The 19,873-nt window shown below is 63.2% G+C and carries 28 protein-coding genes; 9 read left to right on the forward strand and 19 right to left on the reverse strand.

Annotation, left to right across the window (positions count from 1 at the left end):
* Positions 1-116: 116 nt before the first annotated feature.
* Both ACO07C_RS26510 and greA read right to left on the reverse strand, forming a co-directional pair.
* Positions 117-557 (reverse strand): hypothetical protein, encoded by a 441-nt coding sequence (locus ACO07C_RS26510; RefSeq protein WP_421917126.1) that lies wholly within the window; start codon positions 555-557, stop codon positions 117-119.
* Positions 558-724: 167 nt separating this feature from the next.
* Positions 725-1,207 (reverse strand): transcription elongation factor GreA, encoded by a 483-nt coding sequence (greA, locus tag ACO07C_RS26515; protein WP_421917127.1) that lies wholly within the window; start codon positions 1,205-1,207, stop codon positions 725-727.
* 206 nt (positions 1,208-1,413) lie between these two features.
* Between greA and ACO07C_RS26520 the strand changes: the two genes are divergently transcribed.
* From ACO07C_RS26520 to ACO07C_RS26530, 3 genes are read left to right on the forward strand one after another with little or no spacing between them, the layout of a single operon-like run.
* Positions 1,414-1,872 (forward strand): (2Fe-2S)-binding protein, encoded by a 459-nt coding sequence (locus ACO07C_RS26520; RefSeq protein ID WP_421917128.1) that lies wholly within the window; start codon positions 1,414-1,416, stop codon positions 1,870-1,872.
* Positions 1,873-1,874: 2 nt separating this feature from the next.
* Entirely contained in the window at positions 1,875-3,239 is a 1,365-nt protein-coding gene (locus ACO07C_RS26525; protein WP_421917129.1) for a c-type cytochrome, read from the forward strand.
* Positions 3,232-5,532: a molybdopterin cofactor-binding domain-containing protein gene (locus ACO07C_RS26530; RefSeq protein ID WP_421917130.1), complete on the forward strand. Its 2,301-nt coding sequence runs from the start codon at positions 3,232-3,234 to the stop codon at positions 5,530-5,532. Before ACO07C_RS26525 ends, ACO07C_RS26530 begins: the two co-directional genes overlap by 8 nt.
* A 17-nt stretch (positions 5,533-5,549) precedes the next feature.
* Here ACO07C_RS26530 and ACO07C_RS26535 read toward each other — a convergent pair whose 3' ends face one another.
* The 5 genes from ACO07C_RS26535 to ACO07C_RS26555 form a co-directional block, all read right to left on the reverse strand.
* Positions 5,550-5,951 carry a DUF1801 domain-containing protein gene (locus ACO07C_RS26535; RefSeq protein WP_421917131.1) on the reverse strand — a complete coding sequence of 134 codons (402 nt, stop codon included), beginning with the start codon at positions 5,949-5,951 and terminating at the stop codon, positions 5,550-5,552.
* Between the two features lie 107 nt (positions 5,952-6,058).
* Positions 6,059-6,451, reverse strand: coding sequence for a VOC family protein (locus ACO07C_RS26540; RefSeq protein WP_421917132.1), 393 nt, complete (start codon positions 6,449-6,451; stop codon positions 6,059-6,061).
* 95 nt (positions 6,452-6,546) lie between these two features.
* Positions 6,547-6,768: a hypothetical protein gene (locus ACO07C_RS26545; RefSeq protein ID WP_421917133.1), complete on the reverse strand. Its 222-nt coding sequence runs from the start codon at positions 6,766-6,768 to the stop codon at positions 6,547-6,549.
* Between the two features lie 59 nt (positions 6,769-6,827).
* Positions 6,828-7,253, reverse strand: a complete 426-nt coding sequence (locus tag ACO07C_RS26550) for an SRPBCC family protein (protein ID WP_421917134.1) — start codon at positions 7,251-7,253, stop codon at positions 6,828-6,830.
* A complete protein-coding gene (locus ACO07C_RS26555) occupies positions 7,250-7,573 on the reverse strand; it encodes an ArsR/SmtB family transcription factor (protein ID WP_421917135.1) in 324 nt (107 codons plus the stop codon). The genes ACO07C_RS26550 and ACO07C_RS26555 overlap by 4 nt, the downstream gene beginning before the upstream one ends.
* An 82-nt stretch (positions 7,574-7,655) precedes the next feature.
* Here ACO07C_RS26555 and ACO07C_RS26560 point away from each other — a divergent pair, with 82 nt between their 5' ends.
* Entirely contained in the window at positions 7,656-7,775 is a 120-nt protein-coding gene (locus tag ACO07C_RS26560; protein ID WP_421917136.1) for an NAD-dependent epimerase/dehydratase family protein, read from the forward strand.
* A 91-nt stretch (positions 7,776-7,866) separates the two neighbouring features.
* Here ACO07C_RS26560 and ACO07C_RS26565 read toward each other — a convergent pair whose 3' ends face one another.
* The gene (locus ACO07C_RS26565) at positions 7,867-8,307 is read right to left on the reverse strand and encodes an ester cyclase (RefSeq protein WP_421917137.1); all 441 of its coding nucleotides are present in this window, start codon (positions 8,305-8,307) and stop codon (positions 7,867-7,869) included.
* A gap of 347 nt (positions 8,308-8,654) precedes the next feature.
* Between ACO07C_RS26565 and ACO07C_RS26570 the strand changes: the two genes are divergently transcribed.
* Positions 8,655-9,119, forward strand: coding sequence for a hypothetical protein (locus ACO07C_RS26570; protein WP_421917138.1), 465 nt, complete (start codon positions 8,655-8,657; stop codon positions 9,117-9,119).
* Between the two features lie 43 nt (positions 9,120-9,162).
* Here ACO07C_RS26570 and ACO07C_RS26575 read toward each other — a convergent pair whose 3' ends face one another.
* The 3 genes from ACO07C_RS26575 to ACO07C_RS26585 all read right to left on the reverse strand — a co-directional run bounded on the left by ACO07C_RS26575 (position 9,163) and on the right by ACO07C_RS26585 (position 10,975).
* Positions 9,163-9,852 carry a hypothetical protein gene (locus ACO07C_RS26575; RefSeq protein ID WP_421917139.1) on the reverse strand — a complete coding sequence of 230 codons (690 nt, stop codon included), beginning with the start codon at positions 9,850-9,852 and terminating at the stop codon, positions 9,163-9,165.
* A gap of 40 nt (positions 9,853-9,892) precedes the next feature.
* Positions 9,893-10,174, reverse strand: a complete 282-nt coding sequence (locus ACO07C_RS26580) for a DUF5076 domain-containing protein (protein WP_421917140.1) — start codon at positions 10,172-10,174, stop codon at positions 9,893-9,895.
* 420 nt (positions 10,175-10,594) lie between these two features.
* Positions 10,595-10,975 carry a pentapeptide repeat-containing protein gene (locus ACO07C_RS26585; RefSeq protein ID WP_421917141.1) on the reverse strand — a complete coding sequence of 127 codons (381 nt, stop codon included), beginning with the start codon at positions 10,973-10,975 and terminating at the stop codon, positions 10,595-10,597.
* 327 nt (positions 10,976-11,302) lie between these two features.
* Here ACO07C_RS26585 and ACO07C_RS26590 point away from each other — a divergent pair, with 327 nt between their 5' ends.
* Positions 11,303-11,965, forward strand: a complete 663-nt coding sequence (locus ACO07C_RS26590) for a glutathione S-transferase family protein (RefSeq protein ID WP_421917142.1) — start codon at positions 11,303-11,305, stop codon at positions 11,963-11,965.
* A 42-nt stretch (positions 11,966-12,007) separates the two neighbouring features.
* On the opposite strand, the gene ACO07C_RS26595 is transcribed toward ACO07C_RS26590, so the two are convergent.
* Positions 12,008-12,235, reverse strand: a complete 228-nt coding sequence (locus ACO07C_RS26595; RefSeq protein WP_421917143.1) for a GcrA family cell cycle regulator — start codon at positions 12,233-12,235, stop codon at positions 12,008-12,010.
* A 403-nt stretch (positions 12,236-12,638) separates the two neighbouring features.
* On the opposite strand from ACO07C_RS26595, the gene ACO07C_RS26600 reads away from it, so the two are divergent.
* The gene (locus ACO07C_RS26600) at positions 12,639-12,842 is read left to right on the forward strand and encodes a glycine zipper 2TM domain-containing protein (RefSeq protein ID WP_421917144.1); all 204 of its coding nucleotides are present in this window, start codon (positions 12,639-12,641) and stop codon (positions 12,840-12,842) included.
* Between the two features lie 180 nt (positions 12,843-13,022).
* Here ACO07C_RS26600 and ACO07C_RS26605 read toward each other — a convergent pair whose 3' ends face one another.
* The 7 genes from ACO07C_RS26605 to betI all read right to left on the reverse strand — a co-directional run bounded on the left by ACO07C_RS26605 (position 13,023) and on the right by betI (position 17,864).
* A complete protein-coding gene (locus ACO07C_RS26605; protein ID WP_421917145.1) occupies positions 13,023-14,336 on the reverse strand; it encodes a DUF1254 domain-containing protein in 1,314 nt (437 codons plus the stop codon).
* A 6-nt stretch (positions 14,337-14,342) separates the two neighbouring features.
* A complete protein-coding gene (locus ACO07C_RS26610) occupies positions 14,343-14,891 on the reverse strand; it encodes a hypothetical protein (protein WP_421917146.1) in 549 nt (182 codons plus the stop codon).
* A 216-nt stretch (positions 14,892-15,107) separates the two neighbouring features.
* Positions 15,108-15,578 carry a periplasmic heavy metal sensor gene (locus tag ACO07C_RS26615; RefSeq protein WP_421917147.1) on the reverse strand — a complete coding sequence of 157 codons (471 nt, stop codon included), beginning with the start codon at positions 15,576-15,578 and terminating at the stop codon, positions 15,108-15,110.
* A complete protein-coding gene (locus tag ACO07C_RS26620) occupies positions 15,578-16,087 on the reverse strand; it encodes a hypothetical protein (RefSeq protein ID WP_421917148.1) in 510 nt (169 codons plus the stop codon). The genes ACO07C_RS26615 and ACO07C_RS26620 overlap by 1 nt, the downstream gene beginning before the upstream one ends.
* Before the next feature lie 15 nt (positions 16,088-16,102).
* Positions 16,103-16,660: an RNA polymerase sigma factor gene (locus tag ACO07C_RS26625; RefSeq protein WP_421917149.1), complete on the reverse strand. Its 558-nt coding sequence runs from the start codon at positions 16,658-16,660 to the stop codon at positions 16,103-16,105.
* A gap of 21 nt (positions 16,661-16,681) precedes the next feature.
* Positions 16,682-17,080, reverse strand: a complete 399-nt coding sequence (locus ACO07C_RS26630; protein WP_421917150.1) for an EF-hand domain-containing protein — start codon at positions 17,078-17,080, stop codon at positions 16,682-16,684.
* A gap of 160 nt (positions 17,081-17,240) precedes the next feature.
* The gene (gene betI, locus ACO07C_RS26635) at positions 17,241-17,864 is read right to left on the reverse strand and encodes a choline-responsive transcriptional repressor BetI (RefSeq protein WP_421917151.1); all 624 of its coding nucleotides are present in this window, start codon (positions 17,862-17,864) and stop codon (positions 17,241-17,243) included.
* 83 nt (positions 17,865-17,947) lie between these two features.
* Here betI and choX point away from each other — a divergent pair, with 83 nt between their 5' ends.
* Complete coding sequence (gene choX, locus ACO07C_RS26640; protein WP_421917152.1) at positions 17,948-18,886, forward strand: choline ABC transporter substrate-binding protein; 939 nt, start codon at positions 17,948-17,950, stop codon at positions 18,884-18,886.
* On the forward strand, positions 18,883-19,728 hold the full coding sequence (locus ACO07C_RS26645) for an alpha/beta fold hydrolase (RefSeq protein ID WP_421917153.1): 846 nt from the start codon (positions 18,883-18,885) through the stop codon (positions 19,726-19,728). The genes choX and ACO07C_RS26645 overlap by 4 nt, the downstream gene beginning before the upstream one ends.
* Positions 19,729-19,873: the final 145 nt, after the last annotated feature.

Below are 19,873 nucleotides of genomic sequence, written 5' to 3' on the forward strand. Positions count from 1 at the left end.
GTCCCGGTTGGCCGGGCAGGGCTGCCAGATCGATGGCCGACGCCGCGTGTCTCTCGGTTATGGAAAAGGCCGGTCGCAAGACCGGCCCTTTCAGGATCATCAGGATGGAACGGTCGTTACTTGACCGTGATGGCCAGGCCGCTGAGGTCGGCGTTCACCTGCAGGCCGACCTGCCTGCCGGTCAGCTCGAGCTGGGCACCCTTGTCGTTGGTCATCAGGATCACCTGCGCGCCCTTGCCGATCGCGCCGCCGCCGCCGGCCGCGCCGTAGACGCCCGTCACGTCGCTGGCGCGGCGAATGTGGCGCACTGTGCCGTGGAAATAGGTCTTCGACACGCCGAAGGCCAGGCCTCCCGAGACACCGCCGATCGAGATCGGATAGCTGCGGCCGTGGAAGGTCAGCGTGCCTTCGCCGCCGGAGCCGCCGACGAAGAAGGCTGCCTTGTAGACGGCGAAGCGGATCGTGCCGCTGTCGGCGTGCGCGGCGCTGGCAAAGCCGACGCCGGCGACTGCGATGGCGGCAACCGCGACCGAGCGGAATTTGGACGAAATGTTCATGTGGAGGCTCCTCAGGATAGCCGCTTACCCAGCCGGCGGGGACGTCAGCATAGCAAATGCGTAGCTAAACAGTCTCGCCCGGTATTGGTTCCAAACAGGCGGGATCCGTTTGCCAGAAGACCCGCCGCGAACGATGGGGGCGGCTTCGCCTCGACCCCATGCCTTCTTCACGAGATGGACAGGATCTCCAGTTCGCGCGGCCCGAGCTGGACGATGTCGCCGACCGCCTTGCCGAGAAGCGCGAGGGCGACCGGCGAGCCATGCGAGATGGTCGCCTGTGCCGGGTTGGCCTCGTCCTCGCCGACGATGCGGAAGGTCTGCGTGCGGCCATCGTCGCGCGCGAAGGTGACGGTGTGGCCGAAGGCGATGGCGTCGAAGCTCGTCGGCGCGGGCATCAGCTGGGCCGTCCTGACGCGCTCGGCATGGTAGCGTATGTCGCGAACCGGAACCGCCGACTGCCGGCGCCGCTCGTTGACGTCGTCCAGCGCGTTGGCGACGTCCAGCGCCTGCTGGGCGCGGGTCAGTTCGTCCCGCAGCATGGCGAGGCCGGCCTGTGTCACGAGGTTGATCCTGTCGGAGACGGGACGCGCCGGCAGGATGGTCTCGGAGGCGGCTTCGGCACTTTCTTCCTTGGCGAATGCAACGCTCAATTTTGGGCTCCGTGTGGAACATCGTTGCCCTTCGGATACGCCATCGCGGGCAGGAAAGCTGCAACAATCCGCAGGGCCGCGACACCGTTTCAGGCAGAGGCGCGAGGCGGCGGTGCCTTAAATGTGATCCGGCCAATGCTGGCTGCGCCGCCGCCGCCCCCTAGACTCTCAAGGGAAACGCGTCGCTGTCAGGCAGGGATGGACACATGCTTACGCTTCTGATCAACGGGCAACCGCGCGACGTCGATGTGCCCGACGACATGCCGCTGTTGTGGGTGCTGCGCGACCATCTCAACCTTGTCGGCACCAAATATGGCTGCGGCATCGCCCAGTGCGGCGTCTGCACGGTGCATGTCGCGGGCAAGCCGGTGCGTTCCTGCCAGCTGACGGTTGGCGATGTCGGCACCCGCGCGGTGGTCACCATCGAGGGCATCGGCGGCACGCCCAATGGCGCCAAGGTGCAGCAGGCCTGGCTGGAAGCCGCGGTGCCGCAATGCGGCTATTGCCAGGCCGGCCAGATCATGTCGGCCACCGCGCTGCTGGATGCCAACCCGCAACCCGACGATGCCGACATCGATGCGGCCATGGCCGGCAATCTCTGCCGCTGCGGGACCTATATCCGCATCCGCCGCGCCATCAAGAACGCCGCCTCCAAATCGGCCTGACCATGAAAAAGCTTGTCGGCATCGTCGTTGCGGTCCTGGTCGTCATCGGCCTTGGATTGGCGGGCTGGCTTTATCTGGGCCGCGATCCGATGTCCTTCGCCAGCGGATCGACCGTGGCACTGGCCGAGTACCAGGGCGCCAAGGTCAGCGGTGTTCCCGCCGAGCTTGCCAATGCCGACCTGGTCAAGCGCGGCGAATACCTGACCCATGCGGCCGACTGCCAGGCCTGCCACACCGCGCCGGGCGGCGCCCCTTTCGCCGGCGGCTTCGCCTTCAACCTGCCGTTCGGCACGATCTATTCCACCAACATCACGCCGGACAGGGAGACCGGCATCGGCAATTACACCGACGCCCAGTTCCTCGCGGCCGTGCACAGGGGCGTCCGCGCCGACGGCCAAAAGCTCTATCCCGCCATGCCCTACGCTTCCTATGCCTACATGACGGACTCCGACGCGCTGGCCATCAAGGCCTATCTGTTGTCGCTGGCGCCGGCAAACGCGCCCGCCAAGCCGAACCAGCTTTCCTGGCCGTTCAGCCAGCGCGGGCTGATTGCGGTCTGGAACGTCATGTTCAATGCCGATGAGCGCTTCCGCCCCAATGTCGGCCAGACCCCGCAATGGAACCGGGGCGCCTATCTTGCCGAGGCGATGGGCCATTGCGGCGAATGCCATACGCCGCGCAACCTTGCCTTCGCGCTGGACAATCACAGCAAATTCGCGGGCGCCGTCACGGCGGGCTGGCGCGCCTACAACATCAGCGGCGACAGCGTTTCCGGCATTGGCGACTGGAGCGACGATGACCTCTATGCCTATCTCTCGACGGGCCATGCCAACGGCCATGGCGGCGCGGCCGGGCCGATGGGCGAGGCGGCGGATGACAGCCTGAGCTATCTCGTCCCCGACGACACCCATGCCCTGGTCGCCTATCTGCGCAGCATACCCGCGCAAGCCAGCGACCTGCCGCGCACGGTCACGACGGCGGCGCCCGCGTCCTACAAGGAAGGCCTGGCGGCTGCTGCCAATGCGCGCGGCGAAAAGGTCTTTGCCGGCGCCTGCGCCAGCTGCCACGACTGGACCGGCGTCAGCCCGGTCACCGGCTTTGCCACGCTGACCGGCGTGCGCGCGGTCAACGATCCCAGCGCCACCAATGTGGCGCAGACGGTGATCAATGGCGTCAACCGCCAGACCGCCGGCGGCAAGATCTTCATGCCGGCCTTCGGGCAGGGCTATTCAGACGACGACATCGCGGCCGTGGCCAACTACGTCACCGCCCGCTTCGGCGCCAAGGGCGCCGACCTGACAGGCAAGGACGTTGCCGGCTTGCGCAAGCAGGCGGCCCAGCAATCCAGGGAGGCCCCCAATGGCTGACACGCAATCCGGTTTTGCACGGTCCGATGCCTATCTGTCGGCGCTGATGCGCGAGGTGCGGGCCGTGCCGACGGCCAATGCATCCCTGGCCATGGGAAGACGCACCTTCTTCAAGCTGGCCGGCGCGGGCGCCGCCGGGCTCGTGCTGGGCTTCCATCTTGGCGGCAGGGCGTTCGCGGCCGAGACGGCGAATGTCGATACGGCCGATGCCAGGGACCAGGCGCTGAACGCCTTCATCCGCATCGCGCCCGACAACACGATCACCATCTATTCAAAATGCCCGGAGATCGGGCAGGGCATCAAGACTTCGTTCGGGGTGATCATCGCCGACGAACTCGACGCCGATTGGAACCATGTCGTCATGGAACAGGCGGACATCAACCCCAAGGTCTATGGCAGCCAGGGGGCGGGCGGCTCGACCTCCATCCCGCATGCCTGGGACCAGCTGCGCCAGGCCGGCGCCGGCGCCAAGGCTATGCTGGTGGCCGCCGCCGCCCAGGCCTGGGCGGTGGAGCCATCGCGGATCACGGCCGAGGATTCAGTGTTGACCCATGCCGCCAGCGGCCGATCCGCGACCTATGGGTCGCTTGCCGCCGCCGCCGCGAAAATGCCGGTGCCCGATCCGAAGAGCCTGAAGCTGAAGAGCCGCGCCGACTACCGCCTGATCGGCAAGCGCTATCGCGGCGTCGACGACCCCAAGGTCGTCACCGGCCAGCCGCTGTTCGGCATCGATGTCCAGCTTCCCGGCATGGTCTATGCCACCTTCACCAAATGCCTGGCCGCCGGCGGCAAGGTCAGGTCCTTCAATGTGGACGCGATCAAGGCGCAGCGCGGCGTGCTCGATGCCTTCGCCGTGGACGGCACCGGCATGATGGTCGAAGTCATGCCGGGCGTGGCCATCATCGCCAGGGATACCTGGAGCGCTTTCCAGGCCAAGGACAAGCTGGTGGTGGACTGGGACCTGAGCGCGGCTTCGAACGACTCCACGTCGCAATTCTCGGCCGAGGCCGGCAGGCTGGCGGCCAGTTTCCCGGAAAAGCGCGACGACAATGTCGGCGACGTGGACGCATCCTTCGCCAATGCCGCCAAGACCGTGGAGGCCTATTACGAATATCCCTTCGCCGCCCATGTGCCGCTGGAGCCGATGAACACCACCGCGCACTGGCATGACGGGGTGATGGAAATGTGGGTGCCGACGCAGCAGCCCGATCGCGGCCTGCCGCTGGTCGCGAAGGCGGCGGGGATCGCGCCCGAAAAGGTCGTGATGCACCAGACCCGCGTCGGCGGCGGCTTCGGGCGCCGGCTGGTCAACGACTATGCCTGCGAGGCGGCGGCCATCGCCAGGAGGGTCAACGCCCCGGTCAAGCTGCAATGGACCCGGGAAGACGATTTCGCGCATGATTTCTACCGGCCCGCCGGCTACCACCAGTTCAAGGGCGCGATCGACAAGGGCGGCCGGCTCGACGCCTGGCAGGAGCATTTCATCACCTTCACCGCCGACGGCAAGAAGGAAGCCTCGGGCGCCAACCTGACCGACAATCTCAGATATTCGATCAAGGCGCCCAATCTGCGCCGCGCCAAGACCATGCTGCCGCTTAAAATTCCCACCGGCGCCTGGCGAGCGCCCGGAGACAATGCCCAGGTCTTCGCCGCGCAGGGCTTCATGCATGAACTTTCTGTCGCGGCTGGCCGCGACCATGTCGAATTCCTGCTCGACGCGGTGAACCGCGACGTGCCGGAACTGGCGCCCAAGGACAAGAGCGTGAACTTCAGCCCCAAGCGGGCCAGTGACGTCATCAGAATGTGCGCCGACAAGGCGGGCTGGGGCAAGACGCTGCCGAAGGGCAGCGGGCTCGGGCTCGCCTGGTGCTATTCGCATGCCGGCCATGTCGCGCAGGCGGTGGAGCTCAGCGTCGATGCCAACAGGCGGATACGGATCGCGCGCATCCTGGTGGTGCTCGACGTCGGCCCGATCATCGACATGGCGGGCTCAGAAGCCCAGGCGCAGGGCGCGTCGACCGACGCGCTTTCCACCGCCATGGGTCTCAAGATCAGCTTCGAGAATGGCCGGATCGGGGAGCAGAACTACAATGCCTATCCGATCCTGCGCATGCCGTTCGCGCCGATGACGATCGATCCCTATTTCATCCAGTCGGACAATCCGCCGACCGGCATGGGCGAGCCGGCATTTCCGGCGCTGGCGCCGGCGCTGGGCAACGCCATCTTCGCCGCCACCGGAGAGCGCGTGCGAAAACTGCCGCTGCGCGACCTCGGCTATTCGCTGGGAGCTTGAGGAGACGCGCCGGCCTGCTACTTCCCGGCCTTGGTCCGGGCGGGCGCCTTCTTCCTGGCCTTGGCCTGGTTGTAGTCGACGGCGGCGCGGATCAGTTCCTTGAACGCCTGTGCGTCGAGTTCGTCGCCCTCGAAGAGGTCGATCGACCGCCACACCTTGCCGCCAAAGCCATTGTTGAACAGCTTGGCGGGATCGGGCAGGCTCGCGCCGTGCGAGAAGGTGAGCTTCACCTTGTCCTTGTGGGCGTTGCCGACCACCATGTTGCCGTCGCTGCACCAGACGGGGCTGCCCATCCACTTCCATTCCTCGACGATCTCGGGACCGGCTTCGAGAATGGCCTTGCGAATGCCGGCGAGCGTCTTGCCGCGCCAGTCCGGGAGCCCGGCGATCAACTGGTCGATATGGTCGGATGGAGTCATGCGGCACCCTTGCTTCAATGCGCTTTCATACTGCCGTCAAACGGCGGTTTGCACCATATCCCGCGACGGCGGCGCGCCGTTCGCCGGGCGGGCCATTTTGCCGTTCGTCACCAGCGCGCCAGCTGGGTGATCTGGACGAGGTTGCCGCAGCCGTCGTTGAGCTGGGCGATGGTCGATCCCGTCACCTCGGTCGGCGCCATGGTGAAGGTGGCGCCGCGCGCCTGGATGCGCGCGTGGTCGGCCTTGATGTCGTCGGTGAAGAACATCACCGCCGGCTGGCCCTGCTGGAAAATCGCCTGCTGGTAGGCCTTTGCCGCCGGGTTGTCGTTGAGCGCAAGCTGCAGTTCGGTTCCATCGGGATCGTCGGGAGAGGTCACCGTCAGCCAGCGATAGGGACCGTTGCTGAAATCGGCTTTCCTGGTGAAGCCGAGCACGTCGGTATAGAAGCGCAGGGCCTTTTCCTGGTCGTCGACATGGATGGTGGTCAACTTGATCTTCATCGCTATTTCTCCTTGCAGATGGGCGTGTTGGCGCCGCCCCGCAAAAGCAGGGCTTGGTCTTCAGTTGCTCCGGCAGGCGTCAATGTAAGCGTCGTTCATCCTGCGACCGGCGATCCCCGCCATTTGGAGGCATAGGGCAGGGCGAACAGATAGAGCCCGGTGAGCAGCAGGAAGGCGAGCGGCAGCAGCGGCAGGAAATACACCCATTGGGCGGGTTGCCTGCCGAGGCCCAGGGCGATCCAGATGGCGGCGACGACCAGTGTGAAGATGATCGACAGCCAGCGATGGACCTGCCGAAACCATTTGTTCCAGTTCAAGGGGACCTCCCGTCAAAATTGAGCCGATGCGGATCGGGCGATCCGCTTGCCGGCGGTCTTCAGTCCGTGCGCGCCAGGATCCGCTCCAGGGCCGCGAGATAATGGTGCCAGCCGCTTCTCGCGCCCCGGTAGGCCTGTTCCTGGTCCGGCCGGAAGCCCGACTGTTCCATGCGCAGGCGCGTGCCGGTGGGGGTGGCCGTCAGCGTCCAGGTGACGGTGCTTTCGAGGCCATGGGCATCCCATGTGTAGGACAGCGTCCTGTTGGGCTCGACCGCCGTGACCTTGCAGTCGACGACGATGCTGATGCCGGGCTGAGGCTCCTTGCGCAGGTTGAAGCGATGGCCGGCGACCGGCACGAAATCGTTATTCATCAGCCATTCCTCGATCAGGTGCGGCTGGGTCAGCGCGCGCCAGATCTTTTCCGGCGGATAGGCTATCTCGCGCTCGACGATCACGGAGCGCGTCTCGGTCGCGATGCTGGTCATTGGTCCATTCTCTTGAGCAGGTTTTCGAGGTCGTCGAACCGGCTTTCCCAGAACGCGTTCATCTGTCTGGTCCAGTCGACCAGCGGCGAAAGTGCCGCCAGCTGGGCGCTGTAATGGGTCTGGCGTCCTTCATGGCGGTCGCGCACCAGGCCCGCGCGCCTGAGCACGCCGAGGTGCTTCGAAACGGCCGGCTGTGATACGCCGGCCTGTGCCGTGAGCGCGCCGACGGTCTGTTCTCCCTCGCGGCACAGCCGTTCGAAGATCGCGCGCCGGGTCGGATCGGCAAGCGTCGTGAAGAGGATATCGTGAGCGTTCGGCATTCGATTGATAACCCGCTGGCTATTGGTTGACGTATAACCGCAGAGATATATGTTGGTCAAGCGGCAATGTCGGAGCAGCGAAATGATCCTCGTCACGGGAGCCACCGGCCATGTCGGGCGCGCGGTCGTGCGGGAGCTGGCGTCACGCGGCCGCGAGGTGGCCGCGATGGTGCGGGTTGTGGTTCTCGCGGGCTGGCGCTGATATCGCAACAGCACTGCGCGTCGCTGGTTATGAGGATGCTGGGGCGCTGGTTACTGTGCAAACGTTGGCCGCAACCCTGAAGTCACGACTGTCAGGCGGTCGCAAGCTCGGGCCGCAGTTGCGCTTCTATGGCCGCCTTGTCGATGACCGACCAGACGCGCACGATCCTGTCGGCGCGAAACTCGTAGAAGACATTCTCGCTGAAGGAGATTTTCCGGCCGTTGATCGGCAGGCCGAGGAATTCTCCCCTCGGCGTGCAGTTGAAGAGGAGGCGGCTGGCGATGCGGGATGGTTCGGCCATCATCATCTGGACGTTGAACTGAAGGTCGGGGATGTCGCGAAAATCCCGCTCCAGCATCTCGCGATAGCCGGACAGGCCAAGCCCGCGGCCATTGTGGTGGACCTCGTCATCGACGAAACGCCCGAGCCTGTTCCAGTCCTGCTTGTTCAGGCAGGAGATGTAGCCGAGATAGACATCGGACAGGTCGGTCTTGATCACGGCGATTTGGCCCGTCTTCCGCACTGGCGCCATTCCCAAAGTAAGATGAGGTGAATTTCCCGCCCACGACTGGAACCTGTTGCACCCCGACGGAATCGAGGCCAGCTCCATTTGCCTATTTGAGCATGATCCGTCGCGGAAACCGGATCACATCTTCGAGATCATGCCGGTGGGGGCAGCACGCAATCGGTGGTTGCCCTGAGTGGTCGACACCTTATCGCTGTCGGCAGCGTCGCAAGCGGGGGGTAAGGATTTAACAGTATTCGAGACAAGCAGGAGAAGAATTGACTTGAAGCGTCGTTTGGAACTTAGGTACGAAGACAGTCAATGGGCGGGCATGACTGCCGGCACTGTAGTTGCCCTGCTCGCGGCGTTCATCCATGCCTTTTTCTCTCAAGCGGATTCCGGGTTCGCAACCTCGTTCTCAACCGCTGACAACGACTGAAAACGGATGGTGGTTCTCCGGAAGTCGCAGTTCAATAAGTCGCAAGATTTCCTTTCAACAAGTATGTTTGGACAGCCATCATGTTCTTCATCCGCAGATTTATCTGATCAGCATCTGGCTTTTCGGGATAAGCTGGATGGCCTTGACGATGCTGCTGACGCTCGCACGGAAAGTGGCGTTTCACCGCGAGTACGAAGACCTGGCCAGGGACCCGCAGCTTCGCGAAGAAATCCTGAAAATTCGGGAGAACTATCCGCCAATTCACCACCCGAGCCCGAAGGAGATTATCCTCTTGTCGATTGTCGGCTCAGTCTTGGTTGTCGGAGGCTGCATCGCGGGTCTTGCTCACGGTTTTTACAAGGCAGGCGTCGCATTCGCCCTGTTGGCGTTGGGGGGATAGGCGGGGGGCTTGGTTGTACCTGTCATCCAGTGCATTTCGGGTACTAGCCTTGGCCCTTTGTTTTAAAGGCGCCAGAAGTTATGGATCGAATTAGAAGGTCAGGCGGGTTTTGGGTTCGCTGATTGGGGTTAACCAAAGGCACTGTGTAGAAGTCAGCGAGCCAAGGCAGCACCTTTTCGACCGCGCTATCGGTCACTGGCTCATCAGTGATCGTCAGGGTAACCCCTTTGAGTGCTACACCAGGTCCAAACGTCGCCGACAGGTTGTCGGGATCGACTCTCTTTATCGACTTTGGATTAGATATATCGTCGAACGTGACAAAATCCGGATACTTGTCTCGGGCCACGACACGTGTTCCCCGAAACGTCTTCATTGCGCTGGCGCGGCGGTAGCCGTCCGTTCCGACCTCCGGAAACGTGGAGAATGCACGATCGGTGCCGGACGCGTAGTCCAATATCGCAAATAGATATTTACCTGGAGCTACTTCGACAAAGGCCGATTCCCCTTTGACATAGCTTTGGATGCCGCCCGCTGCTGAAATAGGGAGCCAATTCGGTTCCGTGCGGGCGTGAATTTCGACAGTGCTCCCACCCCGTTTGATGCCGCTGGGGGTCTCGACCTCAAGCACGAGCTTCTGATGCCATTCCCAGCCTCTGAATCCAAACAGAGGCGGCACAAGAAACCAAGCGGCGAGAAGAATAGCTGCCCAGATGGCAATAGTCCTGCGGGTCATCGCTAACTGTCCTGGATGAAGATTTTTATATCTCCACAATCTACGATGGCGTGCCCGTGCGCTCGGCAAATTCAGCTTGGAACAACTGCAGAATCCGATCAAGAGCCTGCGCTTCGGGCAAACCTTCTGTGGCGTAGGCCTTTGCTGCATGACGGGCGACGTCGGCGAGCAAAAGCCCCCACGCGCCGGGTTCTTTCCGCGTTGTTCTGAGAACAAGTTGCTGTGCGGTCCCAGGCTCCGCCCATACCCGCAAAACTTCGACAGCCTTCGCGCTCTTCGCATTCGGCGGCGGCGAGAGATCGTTCTTAGGCTTCCCAAACATTCACCACCTCCAAGTTTAGTCAATCGATGACATACGCAGCTCAAGGCATCAACGGTTCGAGCCGGCCTTATGGGTTCACGGACTAGCCTTGGCCCTTTGTTTTAAAGGCGCCAGAAGTTATGGATCGAATTAGAAGGTCAGGCGGGTTTTGGGTTCGCTGATTGGGGTCAACCAAAGGCACTGTGTAGAAGTCAGCGAGCCAGGGCAGCACCTTTTCGACCGCGCTATCGGTCACTGGCTCATCAGTGATCGTCAGGATAACCTGTTTGAATACTACATCAGGTCCGGTAGAGCACAATCGGTTGGCTGCCCCAAACGACCTAGATGGGGTGGGAACCGATCAGTCAGCTTCCGGGCTGACACGGTGCGAAAGCGGACTTCCCCAATGTCGCGAAAATCAGTCGCGTAAGTCGAGTTTCTTCAGGTCTTTGTCTGTTCATAGGCCATGAATAGATCGGTTACGAGAACGCCGTTGATCCGCATCCCGGTCAAATCGGCGTCTTGGATGTCTGAATTTGCCAATGTGACATCGCGTATGGTCAATCGCGATAGATTTGCGTTCGTGATGGTGGTTCCGGACATATCGATGTTGTTAAAGCGCGCGTCTGCAAGGCAGATATCGTCAAAAAGCGCTTCGCTTAAATTGGTGTCGGTGAATTTTGCCTTAGTCAAAACAGCGTAAAATCGTGCGTCCGTGAGGTTTACACCATCGAAATTAGCGCCCGACATATCAGCCCGCTCGTAGTGCATTCCCTGCATCTGAGGGCCATCAAATGGGTTGTGTTCTTGGTGATCGCTCATTGTTCCTCCGGTCGATCATGATTAGGCCCCAATGGATGCCAGATTGCACAGTCATTTGCGACCGGCCAATCTGAAATTAAAACAAGCCCATGCCAGTTCTGGCCATGCCGTTTGTCGCGAAATTCCCCAAAATTGCGACAGCTTCGGCCACCCTAGCGTCCGGAATAAGGAACGTCATTCATAGCGACCAGCGACAGCGAAGGGGTCGAAGGCTGACCTTGCCTTACACTTACCAAGGCCCTTGGCGAACTTTTCGCACCCTCGTGTCGGAACTCAAACTCCCGCTTCGTCCTTTGCTTGCCACGATCTTCAAAGGGAGACGACGACATGAAGGCATCCACGATCCCCACCATCACCGTCTTTGAACGGTCGCCCGACGGTGGCAGGGGGCTGGCGCGTGACATGCCGGTTCGCTGGGCGCTGGAAGAGGTCGGCCAGCCCTATGATGTCCGTCTTGTTTCCTTCGGCGACATGAAGGAACCCGCGCATCTGGCGCTTCATCCCTTCGGGCAGATTCCGACCTATGAGGAGGGCGATCTCACTTTGTTCGAGTCCGGGGCGATCGTGTTCCATGTCGCGGAACGCCATCGTGGCCTGCTGCCGGACGATGCGAATGCAAGGGCACGCGCGATCACCTGGATGTTTGCCGCGCTCAGCACCATCGAGCCGCCGATCCTCGAACGTTCAACGGCAATGTTCGTGGAGGGCGATGCGACCTGGCGCGCGCAACGAATGCCGCTGATCGACGATCGCATACGCAGCCGCCTGGCCGCGCTCTCGGACAGGCTGGGCAATGCCGATTGGCTCGACGGCACGTTCAGCGCCGGCGACCTGGTCATGATCGGCGTGCTGCGCCGGTTGAGCGCATCGGGCATGCTGAACGAATTTCCCAACCTGTCAGCCTATGTCTCGCGCGGCGAAGCGAGGCCTGCCTTCAGGCGCGCTTTCGATGCTCAGTTCGCGGTTTTCACCGCCACATCGGCCGGTTGAGAGGGCCTCCAGCGCGCACGGCTCGACCCAGCAAAATGTAAGCTAGGCGGCGCGTCGTTGGGCGAGGGAGTGACGGGCTCGACGCGGGTCGACGGCGGTCACGATACCGTGGTGGTGATCGCAGTAGACGCGTTCCGTCGACGTTGGCCCGGCACAAAAACGGTAACCGCCGGGTACGGTTGGGTCTTCGCTGACCGGGAAGCGGCACTGATGGACGCCTAGCTGGATGAGGGGGACGTCTTTCGAAATCGGTCTGATATTGTCACGCATGATGGTTTTCAGGGTCCTGGTTCATGAGCCGATGCCGGCTGACGGCCGCGGCGCGACCACGCCGAGGCGAGCTTGTCTCGTTTTAAAAGGCTGTGGATCATCATATGGTGTTGGTCGCGGCCTCAGTGAAGCCCGAGGCCTGCCATAAGAAGCCAATAATTCGCGACTTAAGGACACACCCGCGCGAGCTGGAACTTACCTACACGCGTCATCGTGGCTGCCTCGCCCGGCAGTGCCGTATTGCCTTGAAGGCACCGGCGCGACTTGCGCCGGGGCATGGACCGGCGGGAAACCGCCGCTGAAGCCGGCTGGGGAAATGCGCGATTTGTATCCCGCGCGGCAAGGGAACGTTAACCTTGTCGCTCCACCCTCCGCGCTCAACCCAACCTTTGGAGCGGCAGATATGTACCGAATTCTCATCGTGTCCTTCATGGCGGTCTCACTTGCCGGCTGTGGCTCGACGCACGCGATGCGCACCGCCACCGGCGCGGTTATCGGCGCCGGCTCGGGCGCCTTGGCTGGCGCCGCCATTGCCGGAACCGGCGGCGCGGTGGTTGGTGGGCTAGGCGGCGCGGCTGTTGGCGCGGTGGTTGGATCCAGCCAGTGAACAATCACCCGCCCGCTTGAAGTGGGTCATGTGACGCGCTTCAGGTCTTGATTTTCATGCATCTCGCTATCCCAAAACCGCTGCACGCTTTTGGGCGACTTGCATTGGCGGGTGTCCTGCGATCCGGGTGTTCAGGAGACGCCGGGGGTGTATCCCCGGCCCAACCTTCCACACAGATTCCTAGTTTACCTTGCCGATGGCCGGAGGCTGCCAGGATCCGTCGATAATGGATGGGGCTCCGGCCTTCGGCCAGTACATTCTCATCGTGATATTGAACGCGCCTTCCGGTGCGGGAAGCCAGTTCGCGTCCTTGCCGTCACCGGGCGCCTCGTTCTGGATGAAGATATCCAGCGAGCCGTCGGCGTTGCGTGAAAGCGGCATCCAGCTGCTCACGGCATGGCGATCGATGGCATTTTTCACGAAGAACGAGTCGGGGTCATACATGGTCACCGACCAGAAGGCCTTGACGGGTGGCGTCAGCCCCGCATCAAAATGCAGGACATAGCGATTGGCGCCGTTGAGCGGTTCGCCGGCCGCGTCGTCATATGCCGTGGGATAAATGGAATCGGCCGGAATGTTGGCGCCGATCGCGATCAGCGCGATCAACGCCCGCAGCTCATAATTCGTGCCGAACGCGCCAATATCCATCCTGGGAATGCGCCATCCGTTGACCGAGGTCGCCATGATCTGGCCGGCCTTGCGACGAAGCATCTGGATGGCCGCGGCAACCGCGCCTTCCAACGCGTCGTGCATGGCCGGGTCGAGTTCGCCGACGTTCCATGGCTCGCCCGGCACGATCCCTATCGTCGCAAGTTCGGCGACCATCGCAGCATCCGCGGCGCTTGGCGGATTCGATATCAACAGCCGCGCCAGCTCCGCGAAGAACTGTTCGCCTGTCATGGCCTGAAGTTGCTCGACCGGAGGCGTCTTCATGTCCGTGCTTGCGTCGACGATGCCTTGCGGCTCGACATAGGACTTGCCGAATTGGGATAGCGGCGTGAGCTTGAAGCCGGCCTGGACAGCATGCACAGCCGGGTAGTCCGCCGGCCCGTTGGTCTGTGTCCGGCCCAGTATCCAGGCCATGTTCGTGGGTGATGCAAGCCCTTGCAATCCTGGCGGCAGCGGCGCGCGCCAGTTTGGGCCGGTGATGGCAAAGGCGCTGGCCCTGGTGCCCGTTGTCCGTGCGCCCGGCGAGGCAAAGACATTCGTCCATGCGTCCATCATCGGCAGCAGATAGTAGCGGTCCTCGGTGTCGGGAACCGACAACACAACCGGCTCAGCGGAAAGATCGAGGAAGGCCGAGGAATACAGGGTGTCGACATTTGCTCGAACGATATTCTTGAAGTCGGCGGGGGGGTAGATTGGAACATGCGCAAACTGGTTGACAGGCGCCGCGCTGTATCCGGCGCGGGCGACATTGGTCATGCGCTTCCTCGTCAGTTCCATCATCACGAGCGGAATGCCGTAGACGATTGCTCGCGCCAGCGTATCCATCTTTTCCTACTCCGCCATGGAGCGCGCGCGCCTTGAACGCCAGATTGTGAAGCCAAGCGCGGCAAGCAGCGCCGCGATGACCACGCCGAAGCCGACGGCGCGTGGAAAATCAGCATCGGCGGCCATCACGGCTTCGGCGACCACCATGACCGCGAAGGCCGCTGCCCACGCGCCGGTGATGACGTAGTTGGTTCGCAGGAAGCCAGGGCTGTTCCAGTATTTGGGATCGACCTCCTGGCGCGCATACTGGATGGTGAAAGGCTGCTTTATCGCCATTGAGACGAGGACGATCAGCAGCAGGCCGGCATCGACGCAAAGACGTACCGCCACCAGTGACAGCGCGGCTCCGGAGAGCGCCGTGTAGAGCGCAAGGCCACCCATCAGAATTGTCGTGCCGCCTTCCAGTATCTTGATGGAATGTGGCGGTTGTCGCCAGGCCCTGATCGACAAAACCAGCGCGATGGCCGCGCCGATGGCCAGCGCCTTGGTTGGGCCGAGCCGGTCGTCCAGCAGCGAGAACGCGATAAAGGGCAAGAAGCCAAGTAAGATGCCCACCTGAATGCCCTCCGCTACATGGCCCGGTTGCCGAGCCAGCGAGCCAGTTCATTGCGAACGTTCCGCAGCATACGCAGGGAGAAGAACGGCGGCCAAGTCCAATGATCACAATTTTTTGCGAGGGCTTGGCGGGCCGATGTCCACTTTCGCTGAAATTATCCGAAGGCGGCCTGTCCGCTCCCGACCGTGGAGCAGGCCACTGGCGAACCTCGCAGCCTATGGCGCTTTTTTCTGCGCCGCGTTGCGCAGCATGGCGCCGCGACCGCGCAGGTCCTGGACGAAGATGCGCCGTTCGTCCGGCGTCAGCGTCTGGGCGAAATCCAGCACGGCCTTCTCGACGGCGGTGCGCACGTTTATGTCGGCCTTGCGCACCACTTCCAACTGGATGTCCACCGCCTGCTGATCGATCGTGTCGGCCGACAGCAGCGTGGCAAGCTGGGCGCGGCCATTGCGCGCCGCCTCGACATCGGCGGCCGCGTCATGCCGCGCCTGGTTCAGCCTCTGGCGGAAAATCTTCTGCTGCGGCGCCGACAGGTGCTGCGCGGCAAAGCGCAGGCCCTGGCCCTGCTGCGCCAGCCGCTCGTGGCCGAACGAATACCAGAGCAGGGCGCCGCCGGCGGCGCCTACGAAGAACACGTTGAAGGCGAGCGACGCCGCGATGAGGATGGTGCGCGATCCCGGACTCATCACTCGTCCACCGTCTGCTCATCCGGCGCCTGCCCGTCTGCCGTCTGCCCGTAGACCGTCTGCAAGGGATCGTTGAAGGCGGTGAGGTTGTGGCCATCGCTTTCGTCATAGGCCGGGCCGATCAACGGCACGACAATGGCGAGCGTGAAGACGCCGGCCAGCGCGCCGGCCAGGCCGATGCCGACAATGCCGGCTCCGCGGCCCCAGAAGCCCATCCGTTGCCAGAGCGTGGATTTCGCCTTGCGGCGGGTGTCGGCGGCCCTGAGTGCAGGGGCGGCCTGGCGATTGGCGGCTGCCCGAAGAATGGCCTGCCGCAACTCGTGGCTGGCGGGCGCCACGATGGACCTGTCCAGCAGCCCGTCCAGCAGGCTGGCCTCGGCGCGCGGCTTGCCGATCGCTTCGGGATTTCGCTGCATGAAGGCAAGCGCGCCCTCGCGCTCGGCCCGCGGCCAGCGTTCGGGGCGGGAGCCATAGGCTTCCACGATCTCGGCAAAGCGTTCGGGCGTCATCGATCCCGGTCCTTGTCAGTGTTCATCGTCGTCCCCCTTCAGGTAGGCGCTGAGATTGCGCCGCGCCCGTGCCAGCAGGCTTTCCAGCGCATCGATGCTGACCTCCATGATGGACGCGGCCTCGATGTTGGAAAGCTCCTGATAGTAATGGAGCACGATCGCTTCGCGCTGCCTATCTGGCAGGGCCGCCAAGGCGGCTTCCACGGTTCGCTGCCGTTCGCTGTCGAACAAGCCCTGGTCCGGAGCGGGTCCGGTGTCGGCCTGTTCGGGCACCTCGGCGACATAGGTTTCTCGCCGGCGCCGCAGCCGGTCGGAGCAGAGGTTGAGCGCCACCCGATAGAGCCAGGTGTCGAAGCGCGCGGTACCGGCCTGCCAGCGCGCGGCCTGCTGCCAAATCCTGAGGAATGCTTCCTGTGCGACATCCTCGGCCTCGCCCCGGTCACCAAGCATGCGGGCGGCAAGCCCAAGCAGGCGCGGCAATTTGCGGGCGACCATGTCGGCGGTCGCGGCCGGGTCATTGCGCGCGATCCGCACAAGGAGCTCCTCGTCTGTCTCCCCTGCGGTCAAAGGCATGCTGTCCGCACAATTGCGTCGTCAGTCGTTCGTGTTCTTCGCCGCCTTGCGGGCGTCGAGTTCGTCCTGGCTAAGGAAGCCGTCGCCATTGGTGTCCAGCCGCTCGAAGCGCTTCTTGGCCAGGGCGTCGATCTCGTTGCCATCGATGAAGCCATCGCCGTTGGTGTCCAGCCGTTTGAACACCTTCTCCGGGTCCTTCATCTTGGCTGATGCGGGGCGCGCCTTCCACTCGTCCAGGGACACTTTCCCGTCACCATTGGTGTCGGCGCGCAGGATCTGCTTGCGGGTCAACGCCTGGAACTCGGCCAGCGACAGCTTGCCATCGCCATCGGTGTCGCCCTTCATGCCGGCAAACGCCGGCGAGGCGATGAGCAGCGCAAGCGGGATGAGCGCGTGGCGCAGCCTGGGTCTGAAATCCATAAGTGCGTCCTTTCAGGCAATTTGTCAGGCAATCGGTTCAGTCCAGCATTGAACGGGCGCCACCGCAGTTTCCGTCGGCGGCAGGCAAAAGAATCTGGTGAACAGGGCGTGATTTCCGGCCCGCTCCTTGCCGGCGCGCCGCGGCCGACGCGGTACTCGGTTAGGCGCGGGCGATCGCCAGCCGGGCTTCGACGTAACCCTTGACCTGGCGCAGCGCCTTGTCGCGCGTGACGCCATCGGATTGAAGGCCGAGCCGCAACCACAGCCCGTCGATCAGCGTGGTGATGCCGAAGGCGATGTCCTCGGCCTCGTCGACGGGAACGAGGTCGCGCAGGCCCGACATCAGGTTCGAACGCATCCGCCCGTGGATGACCTTCTGGATGCGGCGCAGTTTCTCGTCGCGCGGCACCTCGCCACACAGCGACAGCCAGGCGTGGCAGAGCGAGGGCTGGAAAAGATGCGGTTCGAAATTGCCGTCGATGACGGCGTCGATGCGCTGCATCGGCGTTTCGGCTTGCTTCAGCCTGGCCACCACCGCATCGCGCAGCACCAGGTTGGACTCGCGCATGGCATGTTCGAACAGCTCCTGCTTGCTCTTGAAATAGTGGAGCACGATGCCCTTGGACGCGCCGGCCTGGGCGGCGACCTTCTCGATGGTCGCGCCGGCTATCCCTTCGCGTTGCAGCACGACATAAGCCGCCTGCCGTAACTCCTTGCGCCTGATGTCGCTTATGCGCGTGAGTTTCACACCGGTCGATCCCCGTTCAAGAATCCACGTTGACATTTTCGTCCGCCGAGATCAACAATTGACCGGCCGGACAATAATCGGACCGAATGGTCAAGAACACCGCAATGAGGAGAACTGTAATGCTTCGCATCCTTGGAATGGGCGCCTCGCTGTTCGCGCTGGCGCTGGCCGTGCAGCCGGCCGTCGCGGCCGACCCCCAGCAATGTCAGGCCGTGCGCTTGGCCGAGCCCGGCTGGAACGACCTTGCCTTCACGACCGGCGTCGCCCGCACCCTGTTCGACGCGCTCGGCTACAAGACGGAGAGTTCGCTGCTGGGCGTCAACGTCATCTACGAATCCCTGAAGAACAAGGATCTTGACGTGTTCCTCGGCTATTGGGACCCGGCCATGGTCACCTATTTCGAGCCATACAAGAAGGACGGCTCCATCGACACGGTGCGCGTCAATCTCACCGGGGCCAAATACACTTTCGCCGTGCCGACCTATGTCTGGGAGGCCGGTGTCAAGGATTTCGCCGACCTGCACAAGTTCGCCGACAAGTTCGGCAAGAAGATGTACGGCATCGAGCCCGGCTCGAACCAGCTGATGATAGATGCGATCGCCGACCCGTCGCTCGATCTCAAGGGTTGGGAGGTTGTGGAGTCCAGCGAGGCCGGCATGCTTTCCGAGGTCGGCTACCAGATCAAGGAAAAGCGCTTCATCGTTTTCCAGGGCTGGGCGCCGCACCCGATGAACCGGATGTATGATTTCAAGTACCTGACCGGCGGCGACAAGTTCTTCGGGCCGAATTTCGGCGCCGCGACGGTCAGCACCCAGGTGCGCAAGGGCTATGTCGCCGAGTGTCCCAATGTCGGGCAGCTCCTGGGGAATCTCGCCTTCGACGTCGATTTCGAGAATGTCGGCATGGGCTATCTGATCAATGACGGCCTGAAGCCGGAGGAAGCGGGGCTGAAGGCGATCAAGGAAAATCCGGGCAAGCTGGAGGCGTGGCTGGCCGGGGTGACGACATTCGATGGCAAGCCCGGGCTGGAGGCCGTGAAGAAGAATCTCGGCCTGTGATCGCGACGGACCAGCAAGGCTGGGCGCAGGCCAAGCTCCGTGCCGATGTCGGCGGCGCCGACATCGCCTATGTCGACATCGCCGGGACGGTGAACCCCGGCGAGAGACCGGCGCTGGTGCTGGTGCATGGCTTCACCGACACCAGCCGCAGCTTCTCGCTGATGGCGCCGCATCTGGAAGGCCACCGGCTCATCATCCCGGATTTGCGTGGCCACGGCGCTTCGCCGGCCGGGAGGGGAGGCTTAAGCCCGGCGGATTTCGCTGCCGATATCGCCGGGCTGATCGAGGCGTTACGGTTGCGGCGGCCGGTGCTGGTCGGCCATTCGCTGGGCAGCATGGTGGCCATCGAGACCGCCGCCGCGCATCCCAACCTGCTCAGCGGGCTTGTTGTGCTGGCCGGCACGCTGCGTCCCGAATTCGCCGACGACCATCCGATGGTCACCGGTGTCGGCGGGCTCAGGGACCCGATATCGTCAGCCGACCCGTTCTATGACTATTGGCACGCCTGCGAGGCGGAGGTTTCGCCGGAGTTCCTGATGATGGCGGCGCGGGAAGCGTCGGCGATGCCGGCGGCCCTGTGGCGCGCCATCCTCGAACAGGTGCGCCGCACCGACCTGACCGCCAGCGCGCGCGCCTTGCGCGTACCGACGCTCATCATCGGTGGCGGACGCGACCCGCTGTTCGACGCGACACATCAACAGCGGCTGCGCGATGAAATCGCGGGCGCCGCCTTCGTCAGCGCCGAGAACCGCGGCCACAATCCGCATTGGGAAGACCCGGCGCTGGTCGCGCGAGCCATCGCCACGCATTTCGAGCTGCGGGCGCCGCGGGCTGTTGCCTGATGGCGTGACGGCTCGCCGTGCGTGAAAGTCTTCACCGTCGCGGCAACGGCAACGTGCCACGACTCACCCTTCGGTAAACCAGGAAAATTGGCCATGGAGGCCATTTCAATCGCCGGATTGTTCCGTTGGCGGGTCTGGTCGACCC

The sequence above is a fragment of the Mesorhizobium sp. genome, from assembly GCF_965229135.1.
GTDB lineage: Bacteria > Pseudomonadota > Alphaproteobacteria > Rhizobiales > Rhizobiaceae > Mesorhizobium.

Coding starts and splice junctions, on each gene's coding strand:
- ACO07C_RS26510 (WP_421917126.1), bottom strand. CDS start 557: ATGAACATTTCGTCCAAATTCCGCTCGGTCGCGGTTGCCGCCATCGCA.
- ACO07C_RS26520 (WP_421917128.1), top strand. CDS start 1,414: ATGCTTACGCTTCTGATCAACGGGCAACCGCGCGACGTCGATGTGCCC.
- ACO07C_RS26525 (WP_421917129.1), top strand. CDS start 1,875: ATGAAAAAGCTTGTCGGCATCGTCGTTGCGGTCCTGGTCGTCATCGGC.
- ACO07C_RS26530 (WP_421917130.1), top strand. CDS start 3,232: ATGGCTGACACGCAATCCGGTTTTGCACGGTCCGATGCCTATCTGTCG.
- ACO07C_RS26535 (WP_421917131.1), bottom strand. CDS start 5,951: ATGACTCCATCCGACCATATCGACCAGTTGATCGCCGGGCTCCCGGAC.
- ACO07C_RS26540 (WP_421917132.1), bottom strand. CDS start 6,451: ATGAAGATCAAGTTGACCACCATCCATGTCGACGACCAGGAAAAGGCC.
- ACO07C_RS26550 (WP_421917134.1), bottom strand. CDS start 7,253: ATGACCAGCATCGCGACCGAGACGCGCTCCGTGATCGTCGAGCGCGAG.
- ACO07C_RS26555 (WP_421917135.1), bottom strand. CDS start 7,573: ATGCCGAACGCTCACGATATCCTCTTCACGACGCTTGCCGATCCGACC.
- ACO07C_RS26560 (WP_421917136.1), top strand. CDS start 7,656: ATGATCCTCGTCACGGGAGCCACCGGCCATGTCGGGCGCGCGGTCGTG.
- ACO07C_RS26565 (WP_421917137.1), bottom strand. CDS start 8,307: ATGGCGCCAGTGCGGAAGACGGGCCAAATCGCCGTGATCAAGACCGAC.
- ACO07C_RS26570 (WP_421917138.1), top strand. CDS start 8,655: ATGCCTTTTTCTCTCAAGCGGATTCCGGGTTCGCAACCTCGTTCTCAA.
- ACO07C_RS26575 (WP_421917139.1), bottom strand. CDS start 9,852: ATGACCCGCAGGACTATTGCCATCTGGGCAGCTATTCTTCTCGCCGCT.
- ACO07C_RS26580 (WP_421917140.1), bottom strand. CDS start 10,174: ATGTTTGGGAAGCCTAAGAACGATCTCTCGCCGCCGCCGAATGCGAAG.
- ACO07C_RS26585 (WP_421917141.1), bottom strand. CDS start 10,975: ATGAGCGATCACCAAGAACACAACCCATTTGATGGCCCTCAGATGCAG.
- ACO07C_RS26590 (WP_421917142.1), top strand. CDS start 11,303: ATGAAGGCATCCACGATCCCCACCATCACCGTCTTTGAACGGTCGCCC.
- ACO07C_RS26595 (WP_421917143.1), bottom strand. CDS start 12,235: ATGCGTGACAATATCAGACCGATTTCGAAAGACGTCCCCCTCATCCAG.
- ACO07C_RS26600 (WP_421917144.1), top strand. CDS start 12,639: ATGTACCGAATTCTCATCGTGTCCTTCATGGCGGTCTCACTTGCCGGC.
- ACO07C_RS26605 (WP_421917145.1), bottom strand. CDS start 14,336: ATGGATACGCTGGCGCGAGCAATCGTCTACGGCATTCCGCTCGTGATG.
- ACO07C_RS26615 (WP_421917147.1), bottom strand. CDS start 15,578: ATGAGTCCGGGATCGCGCACCATCCTCATCGCGGCGTCGCTCGCCTTC.
- ACO07C_RS26620 (WP_421917148.1), bottom strand. CDS start 16,087: ATGACGCCCGAACGCTTTGCCGAGATCGTGGAAGCCTATGGCTCCCGC.
- ACO07C_RS26625 (WP_421917149.1), bottom strand. CDS start 16,660: ATGCCTTTGACCGCAGGGGAGACAGACGAGGAGCTCCTTGTGCGGATC.
- ACO07C_RS26630 (WP_421917150.1), bottom strand. CDS start 17,080: ATGGATTTCAGACCCAGGCTGCGCCACGCGCTCATCCCGCTTGCGCTG.
- betI (WP_421917151.1), bottom strand. CDS start 17,864: ATGTCAACGTGGATTCTTGAACGGGGATCGACCGGTGTGAAACTCACG.
- choX (WP_421917152.1), top strand. CDS start 17,948: ATGCTTCGCATCCTTGGAATGGGCGCCTCGCTGTTCGCGCTGGCGCTG.